Annotated in this window: 22 protein-coding genes and 2 tRNA genes; 14 read left to right on the top strand and 10 right to left on the bottom strand. The window is 32.2% G+C overall.

The window, feature by feature from the left end; genetic code table 11:
* Window positions 1-433: 433 nt before the first annotated feature.
* A complete protein-coding gene (locus SIB75_RS08990) occupies window positions 434-541 on the bottom strand; it encodes a high light inducible protein (protein WP_011125327.1) in 108 nt (35 codons plus the stop codon).
* A gap of 275 nt (window positions 542-816) precedes the next feature.
* Between SIB75_RS08990 and SIB75_RS08985 the strand changes: the two genes are divergently transcribed.
* From SIB75_RS08985 to SIB75_RS08945, 9 genes are all read left to right on the top strand, one after another.
* Entirely contained in the window at window positions 817-954 is a 138-nt protein-coding gene (locus SIB75_RS08985) for a hypothetical protein (RefSeq protein ID WP_413682949.1), read from the top strand.
* Between the two features lie 64 nt (window positions 955-1018).
* Window positions 1019-1246, top strand: coding sequence for a hypothetical protein (locus SIB75_RS08980; protein ID WP_413682948.1), 228 nt, complete (start codon window positions 1019-1021; stop codon window positions 1244-1246).
* Complete coding sequence (locus SIB75_RS08975; RefSeq protein ID WP_413682947.1) at window positions 1247-1417, top strand: hypothetical protein; 171 nt, start codon at window positions 1247-1249, stop codon at window positions 1415-1417.
* 243 nt (window positions 1418-1660) lie between these two features.
* The gene (locus SIB75_RS08970; RefSeq protein ID WP_413682945.1) at window positions 1661-1819 is read left to right on the top strand and encodes a hypothetical protein; all 159 of its coding nucleotides are present in this window, start codon (window positions 1661-1663) and stop codon (window positions 1817-1819) included.
* A 49-nt stretch (window positions 1820-1868) separates the two neighbouring features.
* Window positions 1869-2960: a Gfo/Idh/MocA family protein gene (locus SIB75_RS08965; RefSeq protein WP_413682944.1), complete on the top strand. Its 1092-nt coding sequence runs from the start codon at window positions 1869-1871 to the stop codon at window positions 2958-2960.
* Between the two features lie 31 nt (window positions 2961-2991).
* Window positions 2992-4539, top strand: a complete 1548-nt coding sequence (locus SIB75_RS08960; protein WP_413682942.1) for an N-acetylneuraminate synthase family protein — start codon at window positions 2992-2994, stop codon at window positions 4537-4539.
* A 12-nt stretch (window positions 4540-4551) separates the two neighbouring features.
* On the top strand, window positions 4552-5214 hold the full coding sequence (locus SIB75_RS08955; protein ID WP_413682941.1) for an HAD family hydrolase: 663 nt from the start codon (window positions 4552-4554) through the stop codon (window positions 5212-5214).
* Complete coding sequence (locus SIB75_RS08950) at window positions 5204-5908, top strand: cytidylyltransferase domain-containing protein (RefSeq protein ID WP_413682940.1); 705 nt, start codon at window positions 5204-5206, stop codon at window positions 5906-5908. The genes SIB75_RS08955 and SIB75_RS08950 overlap by 11 nt, the downstream gene beginning before the upstream one ends.
* Window positions 5909-6123: 215 nt before the next feature.
* Entirely contained in the window at window positions 6124-7086 is a 963-nt protein-coding gene (locus tag SIB75_RS08945; protein WP_413682938.1) for an NAD(P)-dependent oxidoreductase, read from the top strand.
* A 292-nt stretch (window positions 7087-7378) separates the two neighbouring features.
* On the opposite strand, the gene SIB75_RS08940 is transcribed toward SIB75_RS08945, so the two are convergent.
* From SIB75_RS08940 to SIB75_RS08920, 5 genes are all read right to left on the bottom strand, one after another.
* On the bottom strand, window positions 7379-9046 hold the full coding sequence (locus SIB75_RS08940) for an HAD-IIIC family phosphatase (protein WP_413682937.1): 1668 nt from the start codon (window positions 9044-9046) through the stop codon (window positions 7379-7381).
* Window positions 9036-9338, bottom strand: coding sequence for a hypothetical protein (locus tag SIB75_RS08935; RefSeq protein ID WP_413682936.1), 303 nt, complete (start codon window positions 9336-9338; stop codon window positions 9036-9038). The genes SIB75_RS08940 and SIB75_RS08935 overlap by 11 nt, the downstream gene beginning before the upstream one ends.
* Before the next feature lie 141 nt (window positions 9339-9479).
* Window positions 9480-9722 carry a hypothetical protein gene (locus SIB75_RS08930; protein WP_413682935.1) on the bottom strand — a complete coding sequence of 81 codons (243 nt, stop codon included), beginning with the start codon at window positions 9720-9722 and terminating at the stop codon, window positions 9480-9482.
* A 599-nt stretch (window positions 9723-10321) separates the two neighbouring features.
* Window positions 10322-10576, bottom strand: coding sequence for a hypothetical protein (locus SIB75_RS08925; RefSeq protein WP_413682934.1), 255 nt, complete (start codon window positions 10574-10576; stop codon window positions 10322-10324).
* A gap of 7 nt (window positions 10577-10583) precedes the next feature.
* Window positions 10584-10766 (bottom strand): hypothetical protein, encoded by a 183-nt coding sequence (locus SIB75_RS08920; protein ID WP_413682933.1) that lies wholly within the window; start codon window positions 10764-10766, stop codon window positions 10584-10586.
* Between the two features lie 580 nt (window positions 10767-11346).
* Here SIB75_RS08920 and SIB75_RS08915 point away from each other — a divergent pair.
* A complete protein-coding gene (locus SIB75_RS08915) occupies window positions 11347-13053 on the top strand; it encodes a polysaccharide deacetylase family protein (RefSeq protein ID WP_413682931.1) in 1707 nt (568 codons plus the stop codon).
* A 250-nt stretch (window positions 13054-13303) separates the two neighbouring features.
* Here SIB75_RS08915 and SIB75_RS08910 read toward each other — a convergent pair whose 3' ends face one another.
* The 3 genes from SIB75_RS08910 to SIB75_RS08900 all read right to left on the bottom strand — a co-directional run bounded on the left by SIB75_RS08910 (window position 13304) and on the right by SIB75_RS08900 (window position 14011).
* Window positions 13304-13504, bottom strand: a complete 201-nt coding sequence (locus tag SIB75_RS08910; RefSeq protein ID WP_413682930.1) for a hypothetical protein — start codon at window positions 13502-13504, stop codon at window positions 13304-13306.
* Between the two features lie 342 nt (window positions 13505-13846).
* A tRNA-Thr gene (locus SIB75_RS08905) sits at window positions 13847-13918 on the bottom strand.
* Window positions 13919-13929: 11 nt separating this feature from the next.
* Window positions 13930-14011, bottom strand: a tRNA-Tyr gene (locus SIB75_RS08900).
* 108 nt (window positions 14012-14119) lie between these two features.
* On the opposite strand from SIB75_RS08900, the gene aroQ reads away from it, so the two are divergent.
* From aroQ to cobI, 3 genes are read left to right on the top strand one after another with little or no spacing between them, the layout of a single operon-like run.
* Window positions 14120-14557, top strand: coding sequence for a type II 3-dehydroquinate dehydratase (aroQ, locus tag SIB75_RS08895; protein ID WP_413682929.1), 438 nt, complete (start codon window positions 14120-14122; stop codon window positions 14555-14557).
* 7 nt (window positions 14558-14564) lie between these two features.
* Window positions 14565-15179, top strand: a complete 615-nt coding sequence (locus SIB75_RS08890) for a tRNA-(ms[2]io[6]A)-hydroxylase (RefSeq protein WP_413682928.1) — start codon at window positions 14565-14567, stop codon at window positions 15177-15179.
* A 36-nt stretch (window positions 15180-15215) separates the two neighbouring features.
* On the top strand, window positions 15216-15944 hold the full coding sequence (gene cobI / locus SIB75_RS08885; protein ID WP_413682927.1) for a precorrin-2 C(20)-methyltransferase: 729 nt from the start codon (window positions 15216-15218) through the stop codon (window positions 15942-15944).
* A 5-nt stretch (window positions 15945-15949) separates the two neighbouring features.
* On the opposite strand, the gene dusB is transcribed toward cobI, so the two are convergent.
* Window positions 15950-16942: a tRNA dihydrouridine synthase DusB gene (dusB, locus tag SIB75_RS08880; protein ID WP_413682925.1), complete on the bottom strand. Its 993-nt coding sequence runs from the start codon at window positions 16940-16942 to the stop codon at window positions 15950-15952.
* Between the two features lie 245 nt (window positions 16943-17187).
* Between dusB and der the strand changes: the two genes are divergently transcribed.
* Entirely contained in the window at window positions 17188-18552 is a 1365-nt protein-coding gene (gene der, locus SIB75_RS08875) for a ribosome biogenesis GTPase Der (protein WP_413682923.1), read from the top strand.
* Window positions 18553-18559: the final 7 nt, after the last annotated feature.

Raw genomic sequence — 18559 nt, 5'->3', positions numbered from 1 at the left:
TGCCCAACAACTTGATTGACTTTGTCGATGAACTCAAAATTGAATGGGGGTTGAAAAGTAGAGAAAGTGTTTTTACACGACTCCTTGAAACGATTTCCGAAAACGATTAAGATAAAATATAGTTTAAAAATTGCTTTTAGATCACTTTGCCTCAATAAAAAATTACACCCCCTTATACCACGGTTTGTAACGGCTATATAGCAACACATCCTTAAGACCATATGAATTCATGCTACTGAGTTCCCCAATGCGTTAATTCCATATACCTATGTTTTGCTTATAGCAATTTAGAAGTAGGCGTTTTAAATAAAATTCTTGTTAATTGAAAAACGTCAAAAAAAAGTTCTTAACCAGACCGCTAAGAACTTTTGTTAGATCTTTTCAAAAGGTTTTGAAAAAATTGTTGATATGGTTTAAATGGATTGAGCTCCACTTAGAAAATGCCAGGAATGATTTGACCTGTTGTTGCATATGCACCAAAGGCTGCAACAAAGCCAAGCATCGCTGCCCAACCATTAAACTTCTCTGCTTCAGGGGTCATGGCAAAAATAAAATATGAACTAAATATAAAGAAGAATTAGTAATACCGTGAGTTTCTACTCACGGTATTTGATTATGGGAATTGATGCTTCTTATAAGTAAAGTTTATTTAATTATCGAGATGATCCGTGCTGAGTGCAATCTTTTCTCTTGCTTTTTTTCTGGCTAAGTGGCTATTCATGCTGGACTAACTAGTACTGCATTAAGAGGCAAGATGCTCATGGTTTAAGGCACGTTGCTTCTATTCCTCTGATTGAAAAAGGACATGACAGCGATATGGTCTCAAGGTGTTTAGGACATCTGAAGAATGATGGTGCAATAGGTCATTATGATTTTTCTTTGCAACTGGATAAGAGAAAAGATATTCACGAATCTTGGAATCAATTATTAATTTCTGAAAGGTTAAGGATCTAATTCGTGTAATGGTTCATCAGACTAAAGTGAGTTAAAACAATAATGAGTAAGTAGTTAATTGAAAATGGATAATAAAGAATATGATTGGATTTTTGTTTATAAGATTCGTGATTCAGGTGACGTGATTTATAAAGTCACTATTCCATCAGAACGAAAAGAAGATGCAGTTGAAATATTTAAGAGAGAACATCCCGATGGATTGATCTGTAGTGGCATCAGGAGAGGTGATTTTAAATTGATACCATTCAAGGAACTACCTTCACATGATCCTTGGGAAGAGATTGCTTCGTAAGTGATATTCAAATCAGACAAAGGGAAACCCTTCACCAAAGAGGAGGCAATTGATCTAATGGTGTCTTTGAGTGCGACTGACGCAAATTCCGAAAAGAAGTGGAGAGGTTTCTACAACTCTTTATCGCAGACAGAACTTCAGGATGAATGGGATGAGTATTGGAAACCTTAATTTCTTCCATTAAAGAAGGGGACGAGATTTTGTCGTCCCCTTTAAGTTAAGCACTTGTTTATCCGTGTGAACAATCCGATTCCCTTTAACTAACCACTTCCCTGACCTATGGGAAGACAAGTGCTAGAACTCCAACCCATTTCTAAGCAAATAAAATTATTGGAACATGAGAGAAAACACCTGTTTTCGTTCCTGTTAAAACAAACTGCCTTGAGAGTTATCACCACGATCAATTCCATCAGGATGAACTGCTCTTGCGTAATTGATGCTGAGACAATGCTCAATTTTGTTGAAGATGCGGCTCCTTATATTCTTGAGGGAAATCAGTCTCTAGATACTTCTTACCCTGCTCTCAAGCATGCATTGGTTAACAAGTTAAAAGAACTCGACAGCAGCAGCTAATTCATATTTCGGTTCGTAAAATGATATAGAGTAAAAGAAATTTTTTTATATGAGTCTAAAAATTAAAATTTATGGTGCTGGTTCGATAGGTAATCATCTAGCAAATGCTTCAAGAAGATTGAACTGGGAAGTTGATATTTGTGATATTGACACCAATGCATTGTCAAGAACAAAGGAACATATTTATCCTTCTAGATACAATGTTTGGGACAAAGAAATTGGACTCTATTTAAATGATAGTGCCCCAAAAAAAGATTATGATCTAATAATTATAGGAACTCCTCCAGATGTTAGGAATAAACTAGCTTTACAATCTTTAAAAGAAAAACCAAAGGCAATTTTAATTGAAAAACCAGCTGGCACTCCAGATTTAAAAGGCTTAAAAGAGATCTTTAAAATATCTAAAAAAGAAAAAATAAAAGTTTTCATTGGATATGATCATGTTGTTGGTAAATCAGTTGAATTTATCAACAATTTAATTGATTCTAATTTGCTAGGAAATATAGAGACTTTAGATGTTGAGTTTAGAGAGAATTGGTCGGGAATTTTCAAAGCTCATCCTTGGCTTGAAGGACCATCTGACAGCTATCTTGGCTTTTGGGAAAGAGGTGGAGGAGCTTGTAGTGAGCATTCACATGCATTGAATCTATGGCAACATTTTGCCCATAAACTTGGGGGTGGAAAAGTTAAGGAAGTAAATGCAAATCTTGAATACGTAACTAATAATAATTTAAATTATGACAAGATAGCCTTAGTAAATCTAAAAACGGAAAATGGATTACTTGGGAGGGTGGTACAAGATGTCGTTACTATCCCTACTATTAAAAAAGCAAGAATTCAAGGAGATTTAGGATATATAAATTGGATATGTAATTCCTCAAAAGGAGCTGATGAAGTTTCATATGGAGAGAATCATGGGTCAGTTAATGAAGAAATTTTTAATAAATCTCGTCCAGATGATTTTATTGCAGAATTAACTCATATAAATAATCAACTGAGCAATACTGAAGATTCATCAATTTCAATTGAAAAAGGCTTTGATACTATGTTGTTAATAGCTGCATGTCATAAATCAGCCCTCGAGAAACGGTCTGTAAATATAAATTATAATTCGGGATATATCTATGAAGCATTATATTAGTTATAATGATGCTTATCTTTAGTTAATAGTTATGTCTTTAGATATACCTGAATTAAACTTTAGGGATCTATTTATTTTTGATCTCGCTAATAATCATCAAGGCTCTGTTGAGCATGGAAAAAAGATAATTAAGGAAGTTGGAGCAGTAGCAAAAAAACATGGAGTTAAAGCCGCATTTAAATTTCAGTTTAGACAATTAGATTCTTTTATACACCCTGAACATATTAATAATCTGGATAATAAACACATTTCAAGATTCAGCTCCACAAGATTGTCAAATGAAGATTTCAAAAAGCTTTTAGATGAAGTAAATAATTTAGGTTTTTATTCAATGTGTACCCCCTTTGATGAAGATTCTATTGAAAAAATAATTGAAATGAATTTTGACTTTATTAAGGTTGCTAGTTGCTCAGCAAAGGATTGGCCTTTGCTAGAAAAAATATCAGATTCTTGCATGCCTGTGGTTGTCTCTACAGGTGGTTTAGAATTGAAGCAAGTTGACAATATTGTAAGTTTCTTTGAGCATAAAGGAAGGAAAATAGCTTTGATGCACTGCGTATCTATTTATCCAATACCAAGAAAAGAGTTTTATTTGAGTCAAATTGATACTTTTAAAAATCGTTATCCAAGTTTAACTATTGGTTGGTCAACTCACGAAAGTCCTGAACAATCATCTCCCGTAATTGCAGCTGTTGCTAAAGGGGCAGAAATATTTGAAAGGCATGTAGGTGTTGAGACTAAGGAGATAAAGTTAAATAAGTATTCGAGTACACCAGCTCAAGTTGATAAATGGATAGAAAGCTACTTGATAGCTAAAGATATTTGCGGAAAAGAAAATTTTAGACCTATTCCTAAAGAAGAAAAAGCATCTTTAGACTCTTTGAGAAGAGGAATTTATCTTAAAAAAAATATAAAAAAAGGAGATGTTTTAAAAAGTAAAGATATTTTCTTTGCAATTCCTTATCATGAAAATCAATTATCTAGTGGTGATTGGACTTCAGGTATTATTGCTAAAAAAGATTACAAATCAATGGAGCCTTGTCTAACAAAAGACTTTAAGTTCCCAGAAAGTCCCGACTGGCTAATATTAAAAACTGCAATACATGAAGTTAAAGCCTTATTAAATAAAGCAAAAATTGTTCTTAATAGTGACTTTGACATCGAATTTTCTCATCATTATGGAATGAAAAATTTTCATAAAGTAGGAGCCTTGATTATAGGATGTATAAATCGTGAATACTGTAAAAAAATAATTGTCCAACTTCCTGGTCAAAAGCATCCTAGTCATTTTCATCGCAGAAAAGAAGAAACTTTTCAAGTCTTGTATGGGGTTTTGGAAACCATAGTAGATGGCCATAGAAAAACCCTTCACCCTGGAGAAATGCAACTAGTTCAACCTGGAGTCTGGCATAGCTTTTGGACAGATACTGGATGCGTGTTTGAAGAGGTTTCTTCTACTCATTACAATGACGATTCGGTTTACAATGATAGAAGAATTAACTCTTTACAAAGAGATCAAAGAAAAACAGTTGTTGATCATTGGGGAAGATTTCAAGTTATAGATAAAAATAAAATTTAAGATAGGATCTAAATGAGAATAAAAGCAGTTTTTTTTGACTTTGATGGGACTATATTGGATACAAACGATATAAAACTTGATACATTTTATGAAGTAGTAAAAGATATTGATAATGGTAAAAAATATTTAAATGATTTGCTTAATATGCCAGATACTGGTGATAGATTTGATATCTTTAAGAAATTAGCAAAAATTATTGATTTTAATAATTCTTCAATAATTGAAAGAGATTTGATTTCAAAATACACATTGATAACTAATCAAAAAATATCAATAGCTAGAGAGGTTGAAGGAGTGTCCTGTTTCATTAAATCTTTGTTTCATGCAGGAATTTTGGTCTTTATAAGTTCTGCAACTCCTGAATTATATTTAAAAAATCTTGTTAATATTAGAAATTTTTCTAAATATATTTGTGATGTATATGGCTCTCCAAAAGAAAAAGAGGACCATATCAGATTTATCATGAAACGAAAAAGAATATTACCTAAAGAAATTCTATATATTGGAGATTCTCAGGTTGATTTTGATGCTGCAATGACTGTTGGATGTGAATTTATAGGGGTTATATTGAAAAATAGTCGTTTTAAAAATAAACCGAAATTCACTATTAACAATTTTTATCAAATTGATACTATATTTGAAGATATAAATTTAACTAAGGAAGATGATAAATAATAAAAAAGTTTTAGCGGTTATTCCTGCAAGGGGAGGTAGTAAAGGTATTAAATTAAAAAATCTTAGAAAAATTCATAATACCCCTATTGTAGTATTAGCAGGCGAAATTGGATTAAAGACTCCTGAAATTGATGAAGTAGTTGTCTCTACAGATAATGATTTAATAGCTTCTGTTTCTAAGGGAAATGGCATACCTGTTCCTTTTAAAAGACCTGAAAACTTGTCTGGAGACAGAATAGGAGATGCTCCAGTCCTTTTACATGCACTTTATGAAATGGAGAATATTAAAAGAACAACTTTCGATATAGTTGTTATGCTTCAACCTACCTCTCCTTTAAGAAAAGTAGAACATGTATCATCAGTAATTCAAGCATTAGAAAAAAATAACTATGACTCTGTTCTTACAATTTCCGAGACAGATACAAAAAGTCATCCTCTTAAACAATTAATATATCAAGATGGCAAAATTAAATTTTATGATGAAAGAGGATCTAAAATTGTTGCTAGGCAAGAACTTTCCCCTGTTTACCATAGAAATGGAATTGCTTATGCAATTAAAAAATCTGCATTAATTAAAAAAGAAACACTAATTAGTAGCAATACAGGGGCAGTTTTAGTTAATGAAAATTGCATAAGTATTGATACTGAATTTGATTTAGAATTTACTGAATATTTGTTTAATGCATCATTTTAAAAAATATGTATTTTACTTGCCAGCCTATTGTGTATAATTTTTAAATATCTTTTTTAAATGGACCTTTATGGCTGCTTTAGGAGACTACTCAAGAAAAAAAATAGGTTTTAAAAATAATTTTATTTCATTAATAAATTTTTTTATGCAAAAGTTAAGCTTAAAATTGCATATATACTTAATCGTAAAATAACAACATTTAATAAATTTGGATATTAATGTCAATCTTAGTATTAACAGCTAAAAGGGTTAACCCATTACTGCTTGAAATTATTTATGAAAAATTTAAGTATCGAAGAATTAAAACAGAAACTGTATTCTATGAGGATGGTCAAGATAAAATAGATACTTTTTTATCAAGAAATAAAGCCGTGATGTGTGCACCTGGTAGATGGATAGAAAAAGATATTATTAAGAAAAATAGTCACATAAAGCTTTACCAGCTTTGGAGTAGTGGCTTTGATAAGTTCAACTCGAAAGCATGTAAAGATTCAAATATAAAAATCTGTACTAATTTTGGAAATAATGCAGTATCTGTTTCAGAGCATACATTACTTTTAATGCTTTCTTTAAGTAAAAAATTACCTGAAATGAATCAAAGAACAGTAACTGGAAATTGGTCTGGAAATTGCAATGGTGCAGAAATGCATACTTTAAATTCTAGAAGTCTTTTCCTTATTGGATTAGGTAATATAGGTAAAAAAGTAGCTAAACTTGCTTTGGCCTTTGGTATGCAGGTATTTTACTTTGATATTAAACGCTCTATAGATTATGAAAAATTAGGTTTGAATTATGTAGATATAAATAGAGGTTTAGCTTTGGCAGATTATATTTCTTTGCATCTGCACGATAATGAATCTACTAAAAATATAATTAATGAAAATAATTGTAAATTTATTAAAAAAGGTTCTTTTTTAATAAATGTAAGCAGGGCCTCTTTGATTTCTGATAAAGCTTTATCATATTTAATTAATAATAATCTTATCTCAGGAATTGGAAATGATGTTTTTAAAAATGAGCCTACAGATGGTACCGAGCAAATATTGAAGTATAAAAATTCTGTTTTCACCCCCCATATTGCTGGTTCTACAATAGAGGCCATCAGTGAGTGTATTGAATTTTGTTGTTCAAATTTAGATAATGCAATAAGTGATAGAAAATTTGAATTTATCGACTTATGAAAAATATATATAAGAGTTTATCTGTATTGAATACCAGATTATATTCTTTTTAGCTTCTATTTCTTTATTATATATCTGTGTAGGAATAAAGCCTAGAATACCATTAATACTTAAATCAAATGTGGAGGAACTTAAAACAAAATTATAAATGTTTGAACCATAACCTTTGTACATATAATTAAATAATTTATATGATTATGAAAGAATGTGATCCTTTTTCCAATAAAGATTAATAAAATCTCGAATTAACTTACTATCATTTAGATTCGCTAATCGTATATGCATATTAATATTATAAATCAGTTAAATACGTTGAAATATATTTAGGATTACTTATGATAGATTTACTTAAGTTAATCGAGAATAAGTTTGAACCAATTTTAATTAAATGGTTTTGGTTATTTAAAAAATCTAACATTGGTTTATTTCTCTCTGTTTGTTTTGCTTGTAAAAATATATTTTTACATTTTTTCTTCATTGCATGCTCACAAATAAATGAGAGCATACATTCCTCTACACCTCTATTTGCTGATCTGCAACTCAATACATAATCCTCTATATTTAAGAAATCATCTTTAATTACAGAACTTAGAAGTCCTATTATACCCATCTTTCCATATTTATCTTCAAGCCTAAAACTCCAAGCGTTGTGACCTTCTTGATTTAGCCAAGTCTCAAAATCATTTTTATTCATTCTTCGAGTTTTAGCATTAAACTGATTAGTTTTATTTAAAAGTTGAACATATCTATTTATATTATTATTAGATATATTTTCAATATATATTTTAGTTTCAAGTGCCATAAGCCAACTTTCTTTATCGCTGTGTTGTGATTTGTTTTTCTTCCTAAGAATATTTTCTTGATATGAAATTGATCTATTTTGATCTTCTACTGTAGTATCAATAAGATCGAAACACTTAATACTATTCAATGTCTTGCAATAAAGACAAGGATCAGGAGGCAGATCTAATACTTGAACCTCAGGTAGATTTGCTTTTATAGAGGCCCGTTCAACTTGATTATCATCTATAAAAATTGCTGAATTCAATCCTAGGTTTAGGTCATTCATAATTTTGATAATATTTAAATGCTTTTCATCCCAATTAATTCGCATAGCAGAAATGTTCTTTCTTGCCAAAATCATCTCTGGATGGTTATCAAAAACTGCCATAGCAATTTCTTCTGAATTCTTGCTTACTAAAGCAATTAATATTCCCTGTTGATTTAATTTTAGAAGTGTTCTTTGAAATTCAGCAAAAGCCTCTCCTACATAGTCATGTCCACCAATTCTAATCTCAGAAATATTACTTTCACCTGCTTCTCCTCCCCAAATTGTATTATCAAGATCTAAAAGTATGACTTTGATTGATCTACCTTTATTAATTAAATCTAAATGATGACTCAACTCACTAGCAGCTAAATTTAAAAATTTTCTTGAGAAAGGATTCTTTGTTAGATACCAATTTTTTTCATCTAGAGAATTACTTACTTGATCTTTCCATGACTGCACATCTAACAAATAAATAGATTGATTTTTATTTGCTAAATTAGCCAGATTATAATTTAAATAAGTAATTATATATGCATTTCCATTAGATAAATAATTACCAGATCCAGAACCTCTACCTTCTCTAATAGAATTAAATGAACAAATTATTGTTTGTTTATACTTACCTGCTATCGCACGAACATCAGCTAAAAATTTAAAAACTGAATCTTTAAGTAAATCTTCTTGTTCCAGACTTGACATCCCCAATTTATTTAAGAAGTAAGTATTTTTAAAACTTTCAACTGAAACCCAAATAACGCATATCCCCCCATCACTTATCTCAACATTAAAAAAAGGCAGTCTATTTAGGTTAGTGTCACAGCTTAAAGAATTTTTTTTATATTTAACTAATAAAATCTGCCTTAGCAAGTCAGTATTAAAATCCGTATAAAAGTTAATTTCAAAGTGCATTGTTTATAATTTCCTTGAGATCAGAAATTTTAAAGTTTTGAAAAAGGCCATCTTCTCCTAGAATTATGGATGTTAAATCCAAATCCGAACCTTTCTTCTCTTTACATAGATTTTCAAGTTCCAAAATAAATGTTGCTGTTGAAAGTGAGTCAAGTATTCCTTCTGGACCAATTATCACATCTTTACAATCTAAATTTATATGATCTTCTTCATTCCTTAATTCATTTATTTCCTCTAAAGCTTGATTTAAGATGTTTTCGATTTCAAGCATCTTATAAATTTCTTTAATCATTATAATAAAAGGAATTGCAAAGAATAATCTTTAATTATCGCTTTTTCGAAGAGTTTAGTTACGATTGGTAACAATATATCCGCATTGAAAATGGTTTAATTTATTAAATCTTTATTAGTTCATTAAACATATAAAATTTAGTCATTTTGAAATTGGTAGAGTAGGTTTTCTCCATTCTTCACTCCAACAATCATTCGTATCCCATCTCTTTAGCTCATATATGCTATTATTCTCAATAAAGGAAGCAGAACCATTATTTGTAGTTAATGAGTAGTCAATCTTAAGTTGGTTGTGAATTTCTAATGTATCTGAATTATACTTACCAAATTGATAGCACATTACTAATGGATTATTTTTTGATATCAAATTTAATTTGATTAACATGTTAAAACTATCATTTATCTCTTTAAATTGTTGATCATATTTAAGACTACTTAACTATGAATGAGAAATACCATGACTCCCAAAATACATACCCATGTTTTTCATCTCATTCATTTCTTCCTTAGTTAAATATAGATTTATCGATATTAAATCGATCTCTTTACCAACAAATTTATTCAAAAGCTTGCTAATAATAATTTTCTTATTGAACTACCAATAATATCTCGTTGAAGCATTCTTTTTATAATTAATTTTGTTCTATCATCGTATCGTGATTCGTCGTTAAAATTTTCGGAATAGAGTTTTATATCAACTTTTTTCCATTAAATTCAAGTGGAATTGATTCATCCAAGCAAATCTTATAAATTAAATTAAAAATCTCTATTTTCTAAATCTCTTTGTCCTAATAAAATATGTATTGCATTTACATTTAATAATTCTCCTTCAATACTATTTATTGGAGGAAAAAAAATAGCACTGAAAGAAAGAGAACTAAGAAAATTAGAACAGTAAAAATGATCTTTATACCCGTTATCAAAAGATATTTAGAAACCATTTTCCGAGTCGCTTTCTAAAAAATTACCTTCTGCTCTTATCAGTTAATTCTTGATTTCTACGAATCTGGTTAAAAAGGCTTTTGCAGCAGATCTCCATCTCCCGATTCTTGATGAGGCCATGAGAGATCGATTAAGAAGTTTTATTTGAGAATTCCTAGCAGTGTTTCTTTTGTTTAATTCGGCGACAGCGATGGATTGGATTTGCTCATGAATAGAGTTTTCGTCTTCGTCTTCCCCGTAATCGATCACTGCTTTTAATTCTTCTCTAGATAAAGCCTCCGTATCTTTAGCGATCATCTCGTACTCATTTTGTTCCAAGCACACTTTTTATTTTTGATTGAATTCGCCTTTTATTTTCTTGATTATTTTGAATTTGTCTAGGTGGATTTGATACTAACTTGAGAATCCTAATTACGTATAAGGAGAGGATATGATTTTTTCCCCAGGCCTCATCTGGTAGTGGCTGTATCGTATCAGCATCCTTCATCAGCAGTTGCCCACAACTGAGACTGCGCTTTTGAGCGAAATGTTTTGGCCTTTTGGACCTACAAATTCCTTCTTTTTTATCAGTGCTCGCCAGCCATTCCCGCTTCTTTTAATAGTTGTCATTTTTTGAGTTAGATCAGGGCAAAGACGTATCAAGCAAATGGTCTAAAAACAACAAAAGTGGACCCAAAATCGGATGTCCACTTTTAAAGATTTACGATCCTAGTGCCTTAGATCGCTTCCTCTTCTCTGGCTCAACATGAATTAAGATTTACACAATAATAAGATAATAAAGATGGTATTCAATTAAAAGATGTTTTAATTAAAATATTAGAAAATTTTAAATACTGAAGATGAAGAATAATGTGAGTTTAAAAAATTTTTTTAAAAATCTATATATGATTTTTTTTAGAAATTATAAAGCTTCTATAATTTTAAATTATCATAGAATAGGTAATATTGACCCTGAGAATCCATTTCATAGACTTCATACTGTATGTTTTCCAATTTTTAAAATACAAATAAAAATTTGTTATATTCTTGGCAAATTTGTCAGTCTGCGAGATTTAAACAATTCAAATTTGCAATCAAAGTTAAATTTTTGTATTACTTTTGACGATGTTTCGAATAGTATTGAAGAAGCTCTTAATTGGCTTAATGAAAATAATATTCCTTTTGCGATTGCTCCCTGTCAGTTGATAACTGAAGATAACTGTGGATGGAGAGATAAGGTGTATTTTATTGAAAAATTTATAAATAAAAAGGATATTAGTGATTTACTTTTTAAGGTTTATAAAAAAAAATTTAAAAAGGATTTTTATGGATTGTCAAAAAGTTCTAATTTGGATCAGGAGAAAATGATAAATGAGATTGTTAATCCTCTTTATAAAACAATTAGCAATGAAAATAAGAAAAAATTCTCAGAAAAATACTATTTTTCAAGAACAGATTTAATATCACTAAAAAATAAATTTCCTAATATGGAAATTTTGAATCACAGTTTTAGTCATGTTGATTTAACTGAGCTAAGTATCAATAAAATTAATAATGAGATAGAAAAATGTAGCAACTATATTTCTAAAGAATTGGGAGTTTTACCTGAATTTTTTGCAGTACCTTTCGGGAAATTTAATACATCTTGTAGTATTGGATTATGTGAATCTTCTCGTAAGCAAAATATAAAAGCTATATTTTGGGTTTCTAATCAAATTAATTTAGATATTGGCTATAAGCCAAATAAAATAAAACAATTCTGTCGTTTTCATACTCCAACTACTATTCTAGGATTTTGTAAATCATTAATTCTATCACTTTTTAAAACCGACTTTTTGCAAAATCTAAACAAAGAAACTTCAGTAGAATCTAAAAGTATTTCCATTTTAAAAAATCCGAATAATGATAAAATAATTGCTTTTGAGGATTTATCAAGACCTATAAAAGACTACAGTGGGTCAGAAAAATTTTTGAAAAACTTTTATCAGGACAACCCTTTTTTGGGATCAAAAAATCATACATTGGCAGAAATACAAAATGATAGAATTATTTCTATAGGTCACAATCTCTTTCTTCCTTTTGAGATAGGAAATGAACTAAAAACTATTAATCTTTGGGGAAACTGGAGAAGTTTATCTGGTAGCTCTAGTTCTGCTTCAGCTCTTTTACTTGTTAGTGCAATGAAAGAGGCAGAAATAACTGCTGCATATAAACCCTCAAGATTTATAGCTCAAACTTTTAAAAAATTGAATTGGTACGAGATAGTCTCTAAAGCATATATTTTAGATATTAAGAATCTCATTAATACATCATATAGTTCCAGTTTTTATGTTTTTAATAAATTGTTTGATTTTTCTGATTTTGCAAAATTAAATAAATCTCAAAATGATTTAAGAATTAATCTTTCAAATGAATTATTAAATTGGAGAGTAGAAAATTATGAGTTAGCAAAGCCAATTTATTTTATTTTAGATAAATCTAAAACAGAAAAGGCATTTTTGATTGCCCAGTATGGTTTTCAAAAATTACTTGTTTTGGATCAAAGGTTTTCTTCAACTGATGCTCTTCAAGAAATACTTGAACAAATCAAATTATGGTGTTTCCAAAATAAAATTAATAAAATTATACTAGAAAGCTCCTGTCTTCAAACAATACAAATTTTAGATTTAACTTATCCAAGTACTAAATCAAATGTTTCATCTTCTTTTTTTTATTTCAAAGATAAACATTCAAAATTAAAGAATAAAAGTATTGTAATAAGTCCTCTTTCAACTGATATCTTTTTGCGTAATTAAATTAATTGATTAAAATTAATTTTTCAAAGGCTTACCTATTTTAAGTCTGTCTGCTTCTCTTAAAACGATGCGAAATTTTTAAAGGTCCGATACTAATAGAAACTGCTCCTATAAAGAGAGCAACTAATATCGCTTAAATCTCGCTCCTATCACTAGCCAATAACTTTCGGCCATGGCTGGTGTTGGAGAGAGAAGGATAGCGGGAAGAGCTATTAGTAAAAAGCGATTCATTGAATCAATTTGAAGTTGTTTATAAGTTGCAGGCTTTATCTAGTTTATAACGACCCCATGTATATTCCGATGTAATACTCCAAGGACTCCCTTCCCATGAATATCTATTAATAGCATCCATTGGTAAAACAAAATATCTTTCACCTTCAATATTTTTTACTCTTTTCTGCATAGGATGATTTGATCTTGAACTCAGTTTCTTTCTGTCTAATGTCAGCATTTTCAATCTTGGGATCTAGCTCAAATGACTTCGACACAAAGCAAAGATGATATATCTATTGCCTCTAATATAAAGAATATATGCATTATAACTGCTGCTATAACTAATTAAAGCATAGTAATATTAGTCTGTTAAACACTCTTCATGTCTTATTTGTGAAGACTTGAGTGTAAGAAAAAAACCGAGTAAAATCATTTATATGATTAGAGATATGGCCATAAAGCAAAAAAGAGCCATTTGGCTCTAGTTTCTGCTCTAATTGTTTTATATTTTGTGATTTGATGAAATTTTTAGCAATCCTTAGTGCCTTAGATTGCTTTCCCTGACTGCGGTTGAGGGTCATGCCCTCGTCGGGACTTGAACCCGAGACCTCTCCCTTACCAAGGGAGTGCTCTACCGCTGAGCTACAAGGGCTTGTGGAAAGATGGGCCGGGTTGGATTTGAACCAACGTAGGCGTAGCCAGCGGATTTACAGTCCGCCCCCATTAACCACTCGGGCACCGACCCGATCCACTAAATGAGATTAACAGGAAACGGTGCCACTTTTCTCGAATTTGTTGGTCCTTTTAGGTTGGAATGGATACGATCATGAAAGATGTTTAATTAGTCAGGAATATGGATGTTTTACTAATTAATGGACCGAATTTGAATCTTGTTGGGAAAAGGGAGCCAACTATATATGGCTCACAAACGTTAGAAGATATTCAAGAACAGTTATTGACTTTAGCGAGTGAGCTTGGAACTAAGCTTAGATTTTTTCAGAGTAATTCAGAAGGTGAGATGATTGATTGCATACAAAATAGCGCTGGTTCTATTGACGGAATATTAATTAATGCAGGTGCTTATACACATACTTCAATAGCTCTTAGAGATGCTTTATTAGGAGTTGCTATTCCTTATGTGGAAGTACATTTAAGTAACATTTATTCTAGGGAAGAATTTCGCCATAAATCATTTCTTTCAGATAAAGCATTGGGCTTGGTTTGCGGCTTTGGAGCAAATAGTTATCAACTTGCCTTGCAAGGTATAGTTTCTTATTTAAAAAAAGCCTAGGTAGCTTATGGATAATTCAAAATCTCATTTTGTTGGGCAATCAAAGATACGCTGGCTATTAAATAAAACTAATGAAGATTGGATAAATCTTGCAATTTCTAATCCAATGGAAATACTTTTGGATCATGCACATTGTGAGCGCAAGGCTGCTGGCGTAGCATTGCAACTTATGTTTCGCTATGTAAGTGAACCGGGTCTTTCAGAGGTGTTAAGTCCATTAGCTCGAGAAGAGCTTGAACATTTTGAGAGAGTTTTATCTATTTTGAATGCACGTGGTGAAAAACTTCAAAAATTAGCATCACCTCCATATGCTGCAATTTTAGGAAAAAACATTCGCAAAGATGAACCGTTGCGAATGCTAGATAGCTTTCTAGTTGCAGGTCTTATTGAGGCAAGGAGTCATGAAAGAATGAAATTGTTATCTGTACATTCTCCTGATATTGAACTTAGAAATTTATATGCCGACTTACTAAAAAGCGAAGCTAGGCATTTTGGAATTTATTGGAAGCTGGCAGATGAACGTTTTGAACGGAATTCACTTACTTCTAGGTTAGAAGATTTAGCTAAGGTTGAATCTGATGCTTTAGTGAAAATGCATCATGAGCCAAGAATGCATAGTTAACTATTTCTTTTAAGTAGAAAGAATTTCCTCAATTAAATGAAAAATTTGACTATTGCGGGTGTAGGCCCAGGAGATCCATCTTTATTAACGATCGCAGCAGTTGATGCGATTCGAGATTCAACGGTTGTTTCTTATCCTGTCTCTTCTAGAGGAGGAGAAAGTCTTGCTGAAAAAATTGCTTCAAAATGGATAACCAAAGATAAAAAAAAAGTTCCTTTACATTTTCCCATGGTTGACGACCAGAACACTTTGAAGAGTGCATGGAGAGTTGCTGGAAATAAATTAATGAGGATGGTTGAGAAAGGCGAAAGAGTCGTTTTCCTTGCTCAAGGAGATATCTCGCTTTTTTCTACAGGTTCTTATCTTTTAAAGGAGTTAGAAAAATATCATCCAGATTGCCTCGTTAAATTAATTCCAGGCGTTACATCTTTTTCTGCAGCTGCCTCGAAAAGTAAATTACCACTTGCTTTTCAAGAGGAACAGTTACTCGTAGTACCTGTTCCGGATTCGTATAACGAGCTAAAGGTTATTTTATCTAATGCAGCTTTGATGAAAAGGGTAGTTGTTTTGCTCAAGCTTGGAAAAAAATGGGAATGGGTCAAACCTTTGCTTGAAGAATTGGGCCTAATAGAAAGCTCTATATTCGCAGAAAGAGTAGGATTTTCAGATCAACAAATTCTTAAGGCCTCTGATCTTTCCTCAGGTAATAGGGCATATTTTTCTTTGCTGTTGATTCGACAAAGTTGGCCTTTGAAAATGCCCTGAAACGTTTAGTTGAATTTTATAAGCTCGTCTTCGAGTAGTTTTATTGCTTCATTTGGAGTGCTGGCTCTAACTAACTTTTGGCGAAGAGTAGAGGCTCCTTGAAAACCTCTACAAGTCCAATTCATATGTTTCCTGGCAATCAAAAGTCCATGATTACCTTTCTTCGAAACAAGTAATTTGAGATGTTCTAAAGATAAGCTGACTTTCATCTTTGCGTCAGGTTCCCTAAAAGCTTTTTGATTTTTAATTTCTGCATCAATTTGTCCAACCAGCCATGGAGCGCCCATACTTGCCCTCCCTATCATTACCCCATCGGCATTAGTGATCTTTAAGCATTTAATAGCATCTCGAGAGTTTCTAATATCACCATTAGCAATGACAGGTATATCTAATGATTTTTTGATTTTAGAAATAGCTTCCCAATTTGCATTCCCAGAAAATCCTTGTTTTCTCGTTCGCCCATGAACAGTTATTAGTTGCGCCCCAGCGTCCTGAAGCCCTAACGCAAAAGATACTGGATCACTGGTGGTTTCATCCCAACCCAACCTGATTTTTACTGTTAATGGAATTGATATGGCTTTTGAAACCTCTTTGACGATTAATTGAGCAAGTTCTGGTTCTTTTAACAAAGCACTTCCTCCTCCTTTTCTAGCAATTTTCTTTACTGGGCAACCCATATTGATATCTATAAGAAATGCACCAGATGATTCGGCTTTGATGGCAGCATCTATCATTGAATCTGGCCGATGGTCAAAAAGTTGAACACCAATAGGTCCACTCTCCTCTGAAAGCTCAATAACCTTCTCTTCCCCATGTCCTAGTTCAAGGCTTTTAGCATTGACCATTTCTGTAAAAAGTAAAGCTTTTGGAGACCATCTGCGAACAAATTTTCTAAAAATCTGATCGCTTACACCTGCAAGTGGGGATTGAATAACAGGACAATTTAATGATCTAGAGGTCCCATTTCCTGATAAGCAAATTGGAGATAACATTTTCATCTTCATAGTAGGCTTGGATTTTTCTCAGTCATCACAAAAAAATCAAGATTTGATTCGTTGCGCTCGTTTCAGGGAAAGAGATCGTTAGGTAGTTAATGAATCCGTTTTTTTGTTAATCTCTCTAGGTAAGTTTGATTTCTAAATCTCATTTTGGAATGGAACTCTTTGCTTATACTTGTAGTATGAAGAATTAATCTTAATTTTGACCTATAAAGGTTAAATAATCTTATGAAAGGTAGAGAATTTTGCCGCTACCAATAGTCGCAATAATTGGACGCCCAAATGTTGGGAAATCTACATTGGTGAATCGCTTATGTCAGAGCCGGGAAGCCATTGTTCATGATGAACCAGGAGTAACTAGAGATAGAACTTATCAAGATGGATTTTGGAGGGATAGAGATTTTAAAGTTGTAGATACTGGGGGCTTGGTTTTTGACGACGATACTGAGTTCCTTCCCGAAATAAGAGAGCAAGCTAATCTCGCTCTTGAAGAAGCCGTCGTTGCATTAGTGATTGTCGATGGTCAAGAGGGGGTTACTACAGCTGATGAGTCGATTGCTGAATTTTTGAGGTCTCATTCTTGTAAAACACTCGTTGTGGTGAACAAATGTGAATCTCCCGAGCAAGGGTTGGCAATGGCTGCTGAATTTTGGAAGCTTGGGCTTGGTGAGCCCTATCCAATTTCTGCAATACATGGTGTCGGAACCGGCGACCTGCTAGATCATGTCGTTACTTTGTTTCCCTCTAAAGATTTAGATGAAGTAAGTGATTCCCCTGTTCAGTTGGCAATTATTGGCCGACCAAATGTAGGCAAGTCAAGTCTTCTTAATTCTATCTGTGGAGAGACAAGAGCAATAGTTAGTCCGATTAGAGGTACGACTAGAGATACGATTGATACTCGAATAACTCATCAGGGTAAACAATGGAAATTAGTTGACACGGCGGGAATACGTAGACGTAGGAGTGTTAATTATGGTCCAGAGTTCTTTGGTATTAATCGGAGTTTTAAGGCGATAGAAAGAAGTGATGTTTGTGTGTTGGTTATAGATGCTTTGGACGGCGTCACAGAACAAGATCAAAGGCTTGCAGGTAGAATTGAGCAGGAAGGTAGAGCATGCGTGATTGTTGTGAATAAATGGGATGCAATAGAAAAAGATAGTCACACAATGTCAGCAATGGAAAAAGAGATTCGTTCAAAGCTTTATTTTCTCGATTGGGCCGAAATGATTTTTACATCTGCGCTAACGGGGCAAAGAGTTAATGGCATTTTTGCATTAGCTACTTTGGCAGTTGATCAGAATAGAAGAAGGGTTAGTACATCAGTTGTTAATGAGGTTCTTACTGAGGCTTTGAAATGGAGAAGTCCTCCTACTACGAGAGGAGGTAAACAGGGGCGTCTTTATTACGGTACTCAAGTAGCCATTAATCCTCCAAGTTTTACTCTTTTTGTGAATGAATCTAAATTGTTTGGGGAAACTTATCGAAGATATATTGAGAGACAAGTTAGAGAGGGTCTAGGTTTTGAAGGGACTCCTATAAAATTGTTTTGGAGAGGGAAGCAGCAACGCGATGTCGAAAAAGATTTGGCACGCCAAGAGAAAGGGGGCTGAAATTAGT

The sequence above is a fragment of the Prochlorococcus sp. MIT 1011 genome (assembly GCF_047305235.1).
Taxonomy (GTDB): domain Bacteria; phylum Cyanobacteriota; class Cyanobacteriia; order PCC-6307; family Cyanobiaceae; genus Prochlorococcus_B.
This window is presented reverse-complemented; position numbering and strand designations above follow the sequence as displayed.

Excerpts from the sequence above, each read along its gene's own strand:
- SIB75_RS08980 (WP_413682948.1), top strand. The coding sequence starts at position 1,019 with ATGGATAATAAAGAATATGATTGGATTTTTGTTTATAAGATTCGTGAT.
- dusB (WP_413682925.1), bottom strand. The coding sequence starts at position 16,942 with ATGAAAATGTTATCTCCAATTTGCTTATCAGGAAATGGGACCTCTAGA.
- SIB75_RS08910 (WP_413682930.1), bottom strand. The coding sequence starts at position 13,504 with ATGCTGACATTAGACAGAAAGAAACTGAGTTCAAGATCAAATCATCCT.
- SIB75_RS08930 (WP_413682935.1), bottom strand. The coding sequence starts at position 9,722 with ATGTTAATCAAATTAAATTTGATATCAAAAAATAATCCATTAGTAATG.
- SIB75_RS08960 (WP_413682942.1), top strand. The coding sequence starts at position 2,992 with ATGTCTTTAGATATACCTGAATTAAACTTTAGGGATCTATTTATTTTT.
- SIB75_RS08985 (WP_413682949.1), top strand. The coding sequence starts at position 817 with ATGGTCTCAAGGTGTTTAGGACATCTGAAGAATGATGGTGCAATAGGT.
- SIB75_RS08935 (WP_413682936.1), bottom strand. The coding sequence starts at position 9,338 with ATGATTAAAGAAATTTATAAGATGCTTGAAATCGAAAACATCTTAAAT.
- SIB75_RS08965 (WP_413682944.1), top strand. The coding sequence starts at position 1,869 with ATGAGTCTAAAAATTAAAATTTATGGTGCTGGTTCGATAGGTAATCAT.
- aroQ (WP_413682929.1), top strand. The coding sequence starts at position 14,120 with ATGGATGTTTTACTAATTAATGGACCGAATTTGAATCTTGTTGGGAAA.
- SIB75_RS08970 (WP_413682945.1), top strand. The coding sequence starts at position 1,661 with ATGAACTGCTCTTGCGTAATTGATGCTGAGACAATGCTCAATTTTGTT.
- SIB75_RS08940 (WP_413682937.1), bottom strand. The coding sequence starts at position 9,046 with ATGCACTTTGAAATTAACTTTTATACGGATTTTAATACTGACTTGCTA.
- SIB75_RS08950 (WP_413682940.1), top strand. The coding sequence starts at position 5,204 with ATGATAAATAATAAAAAAGTTTTAGCGGTTATTCCTGCAAGGGGAGGT.
- cobI (WP_413682927.1), top strand. The coding sequence starts at position 15,216 with ATGAAAAATTTGACTATTGCGGGTGTAGGCCCAGGAGATCCATCTTTA.
- SIB75_RS08920 (WP_413682933.1), bottom strand. The coding sequence starts at position 10,766 with ATGAAGGATGCTGATACGATACAGCCACTACCAGATGAGGCCTGGGGA.
- SIB75_RS08990 (WP_011125327.1), bottom strand. The coding sequence starts at position 541 with ATGACCCCTGAAGCAGAGAAGTTTAATGGTTGGGCAGCGATGCTTGGC.
- SIB75_RS08925 (WP_413682934.1), bottom strand. The coding sequence starts at position 10,576 with ATGATCGCTAAAGATACGGAGGCTTTATCTAGAGAAGAATTAAAAGCA.
- SIB75_RS08890 (WP_413682928.1), top strand. The coding sequence starts at position 14,565 with ATGGATAATTCAAAATCTCATTTTGTTGGGCAATCAAAGATACGCTGG.
- SIB75_RS08955 (WP_413682941.1), top strand. The coding sequence starts at position 4,552 with ATGAGAATAAAAGCAGTTTTTTTTGACTTTGATGGGACTATATTGGAT.
- SIB75_RS08945 (WP_413682938.1), top strand. The coding sequence starts at position 6,124 with ATGTCAATCTTAGTATTAACAGCTAAAAGGGTTAACCCATTACTGCTT.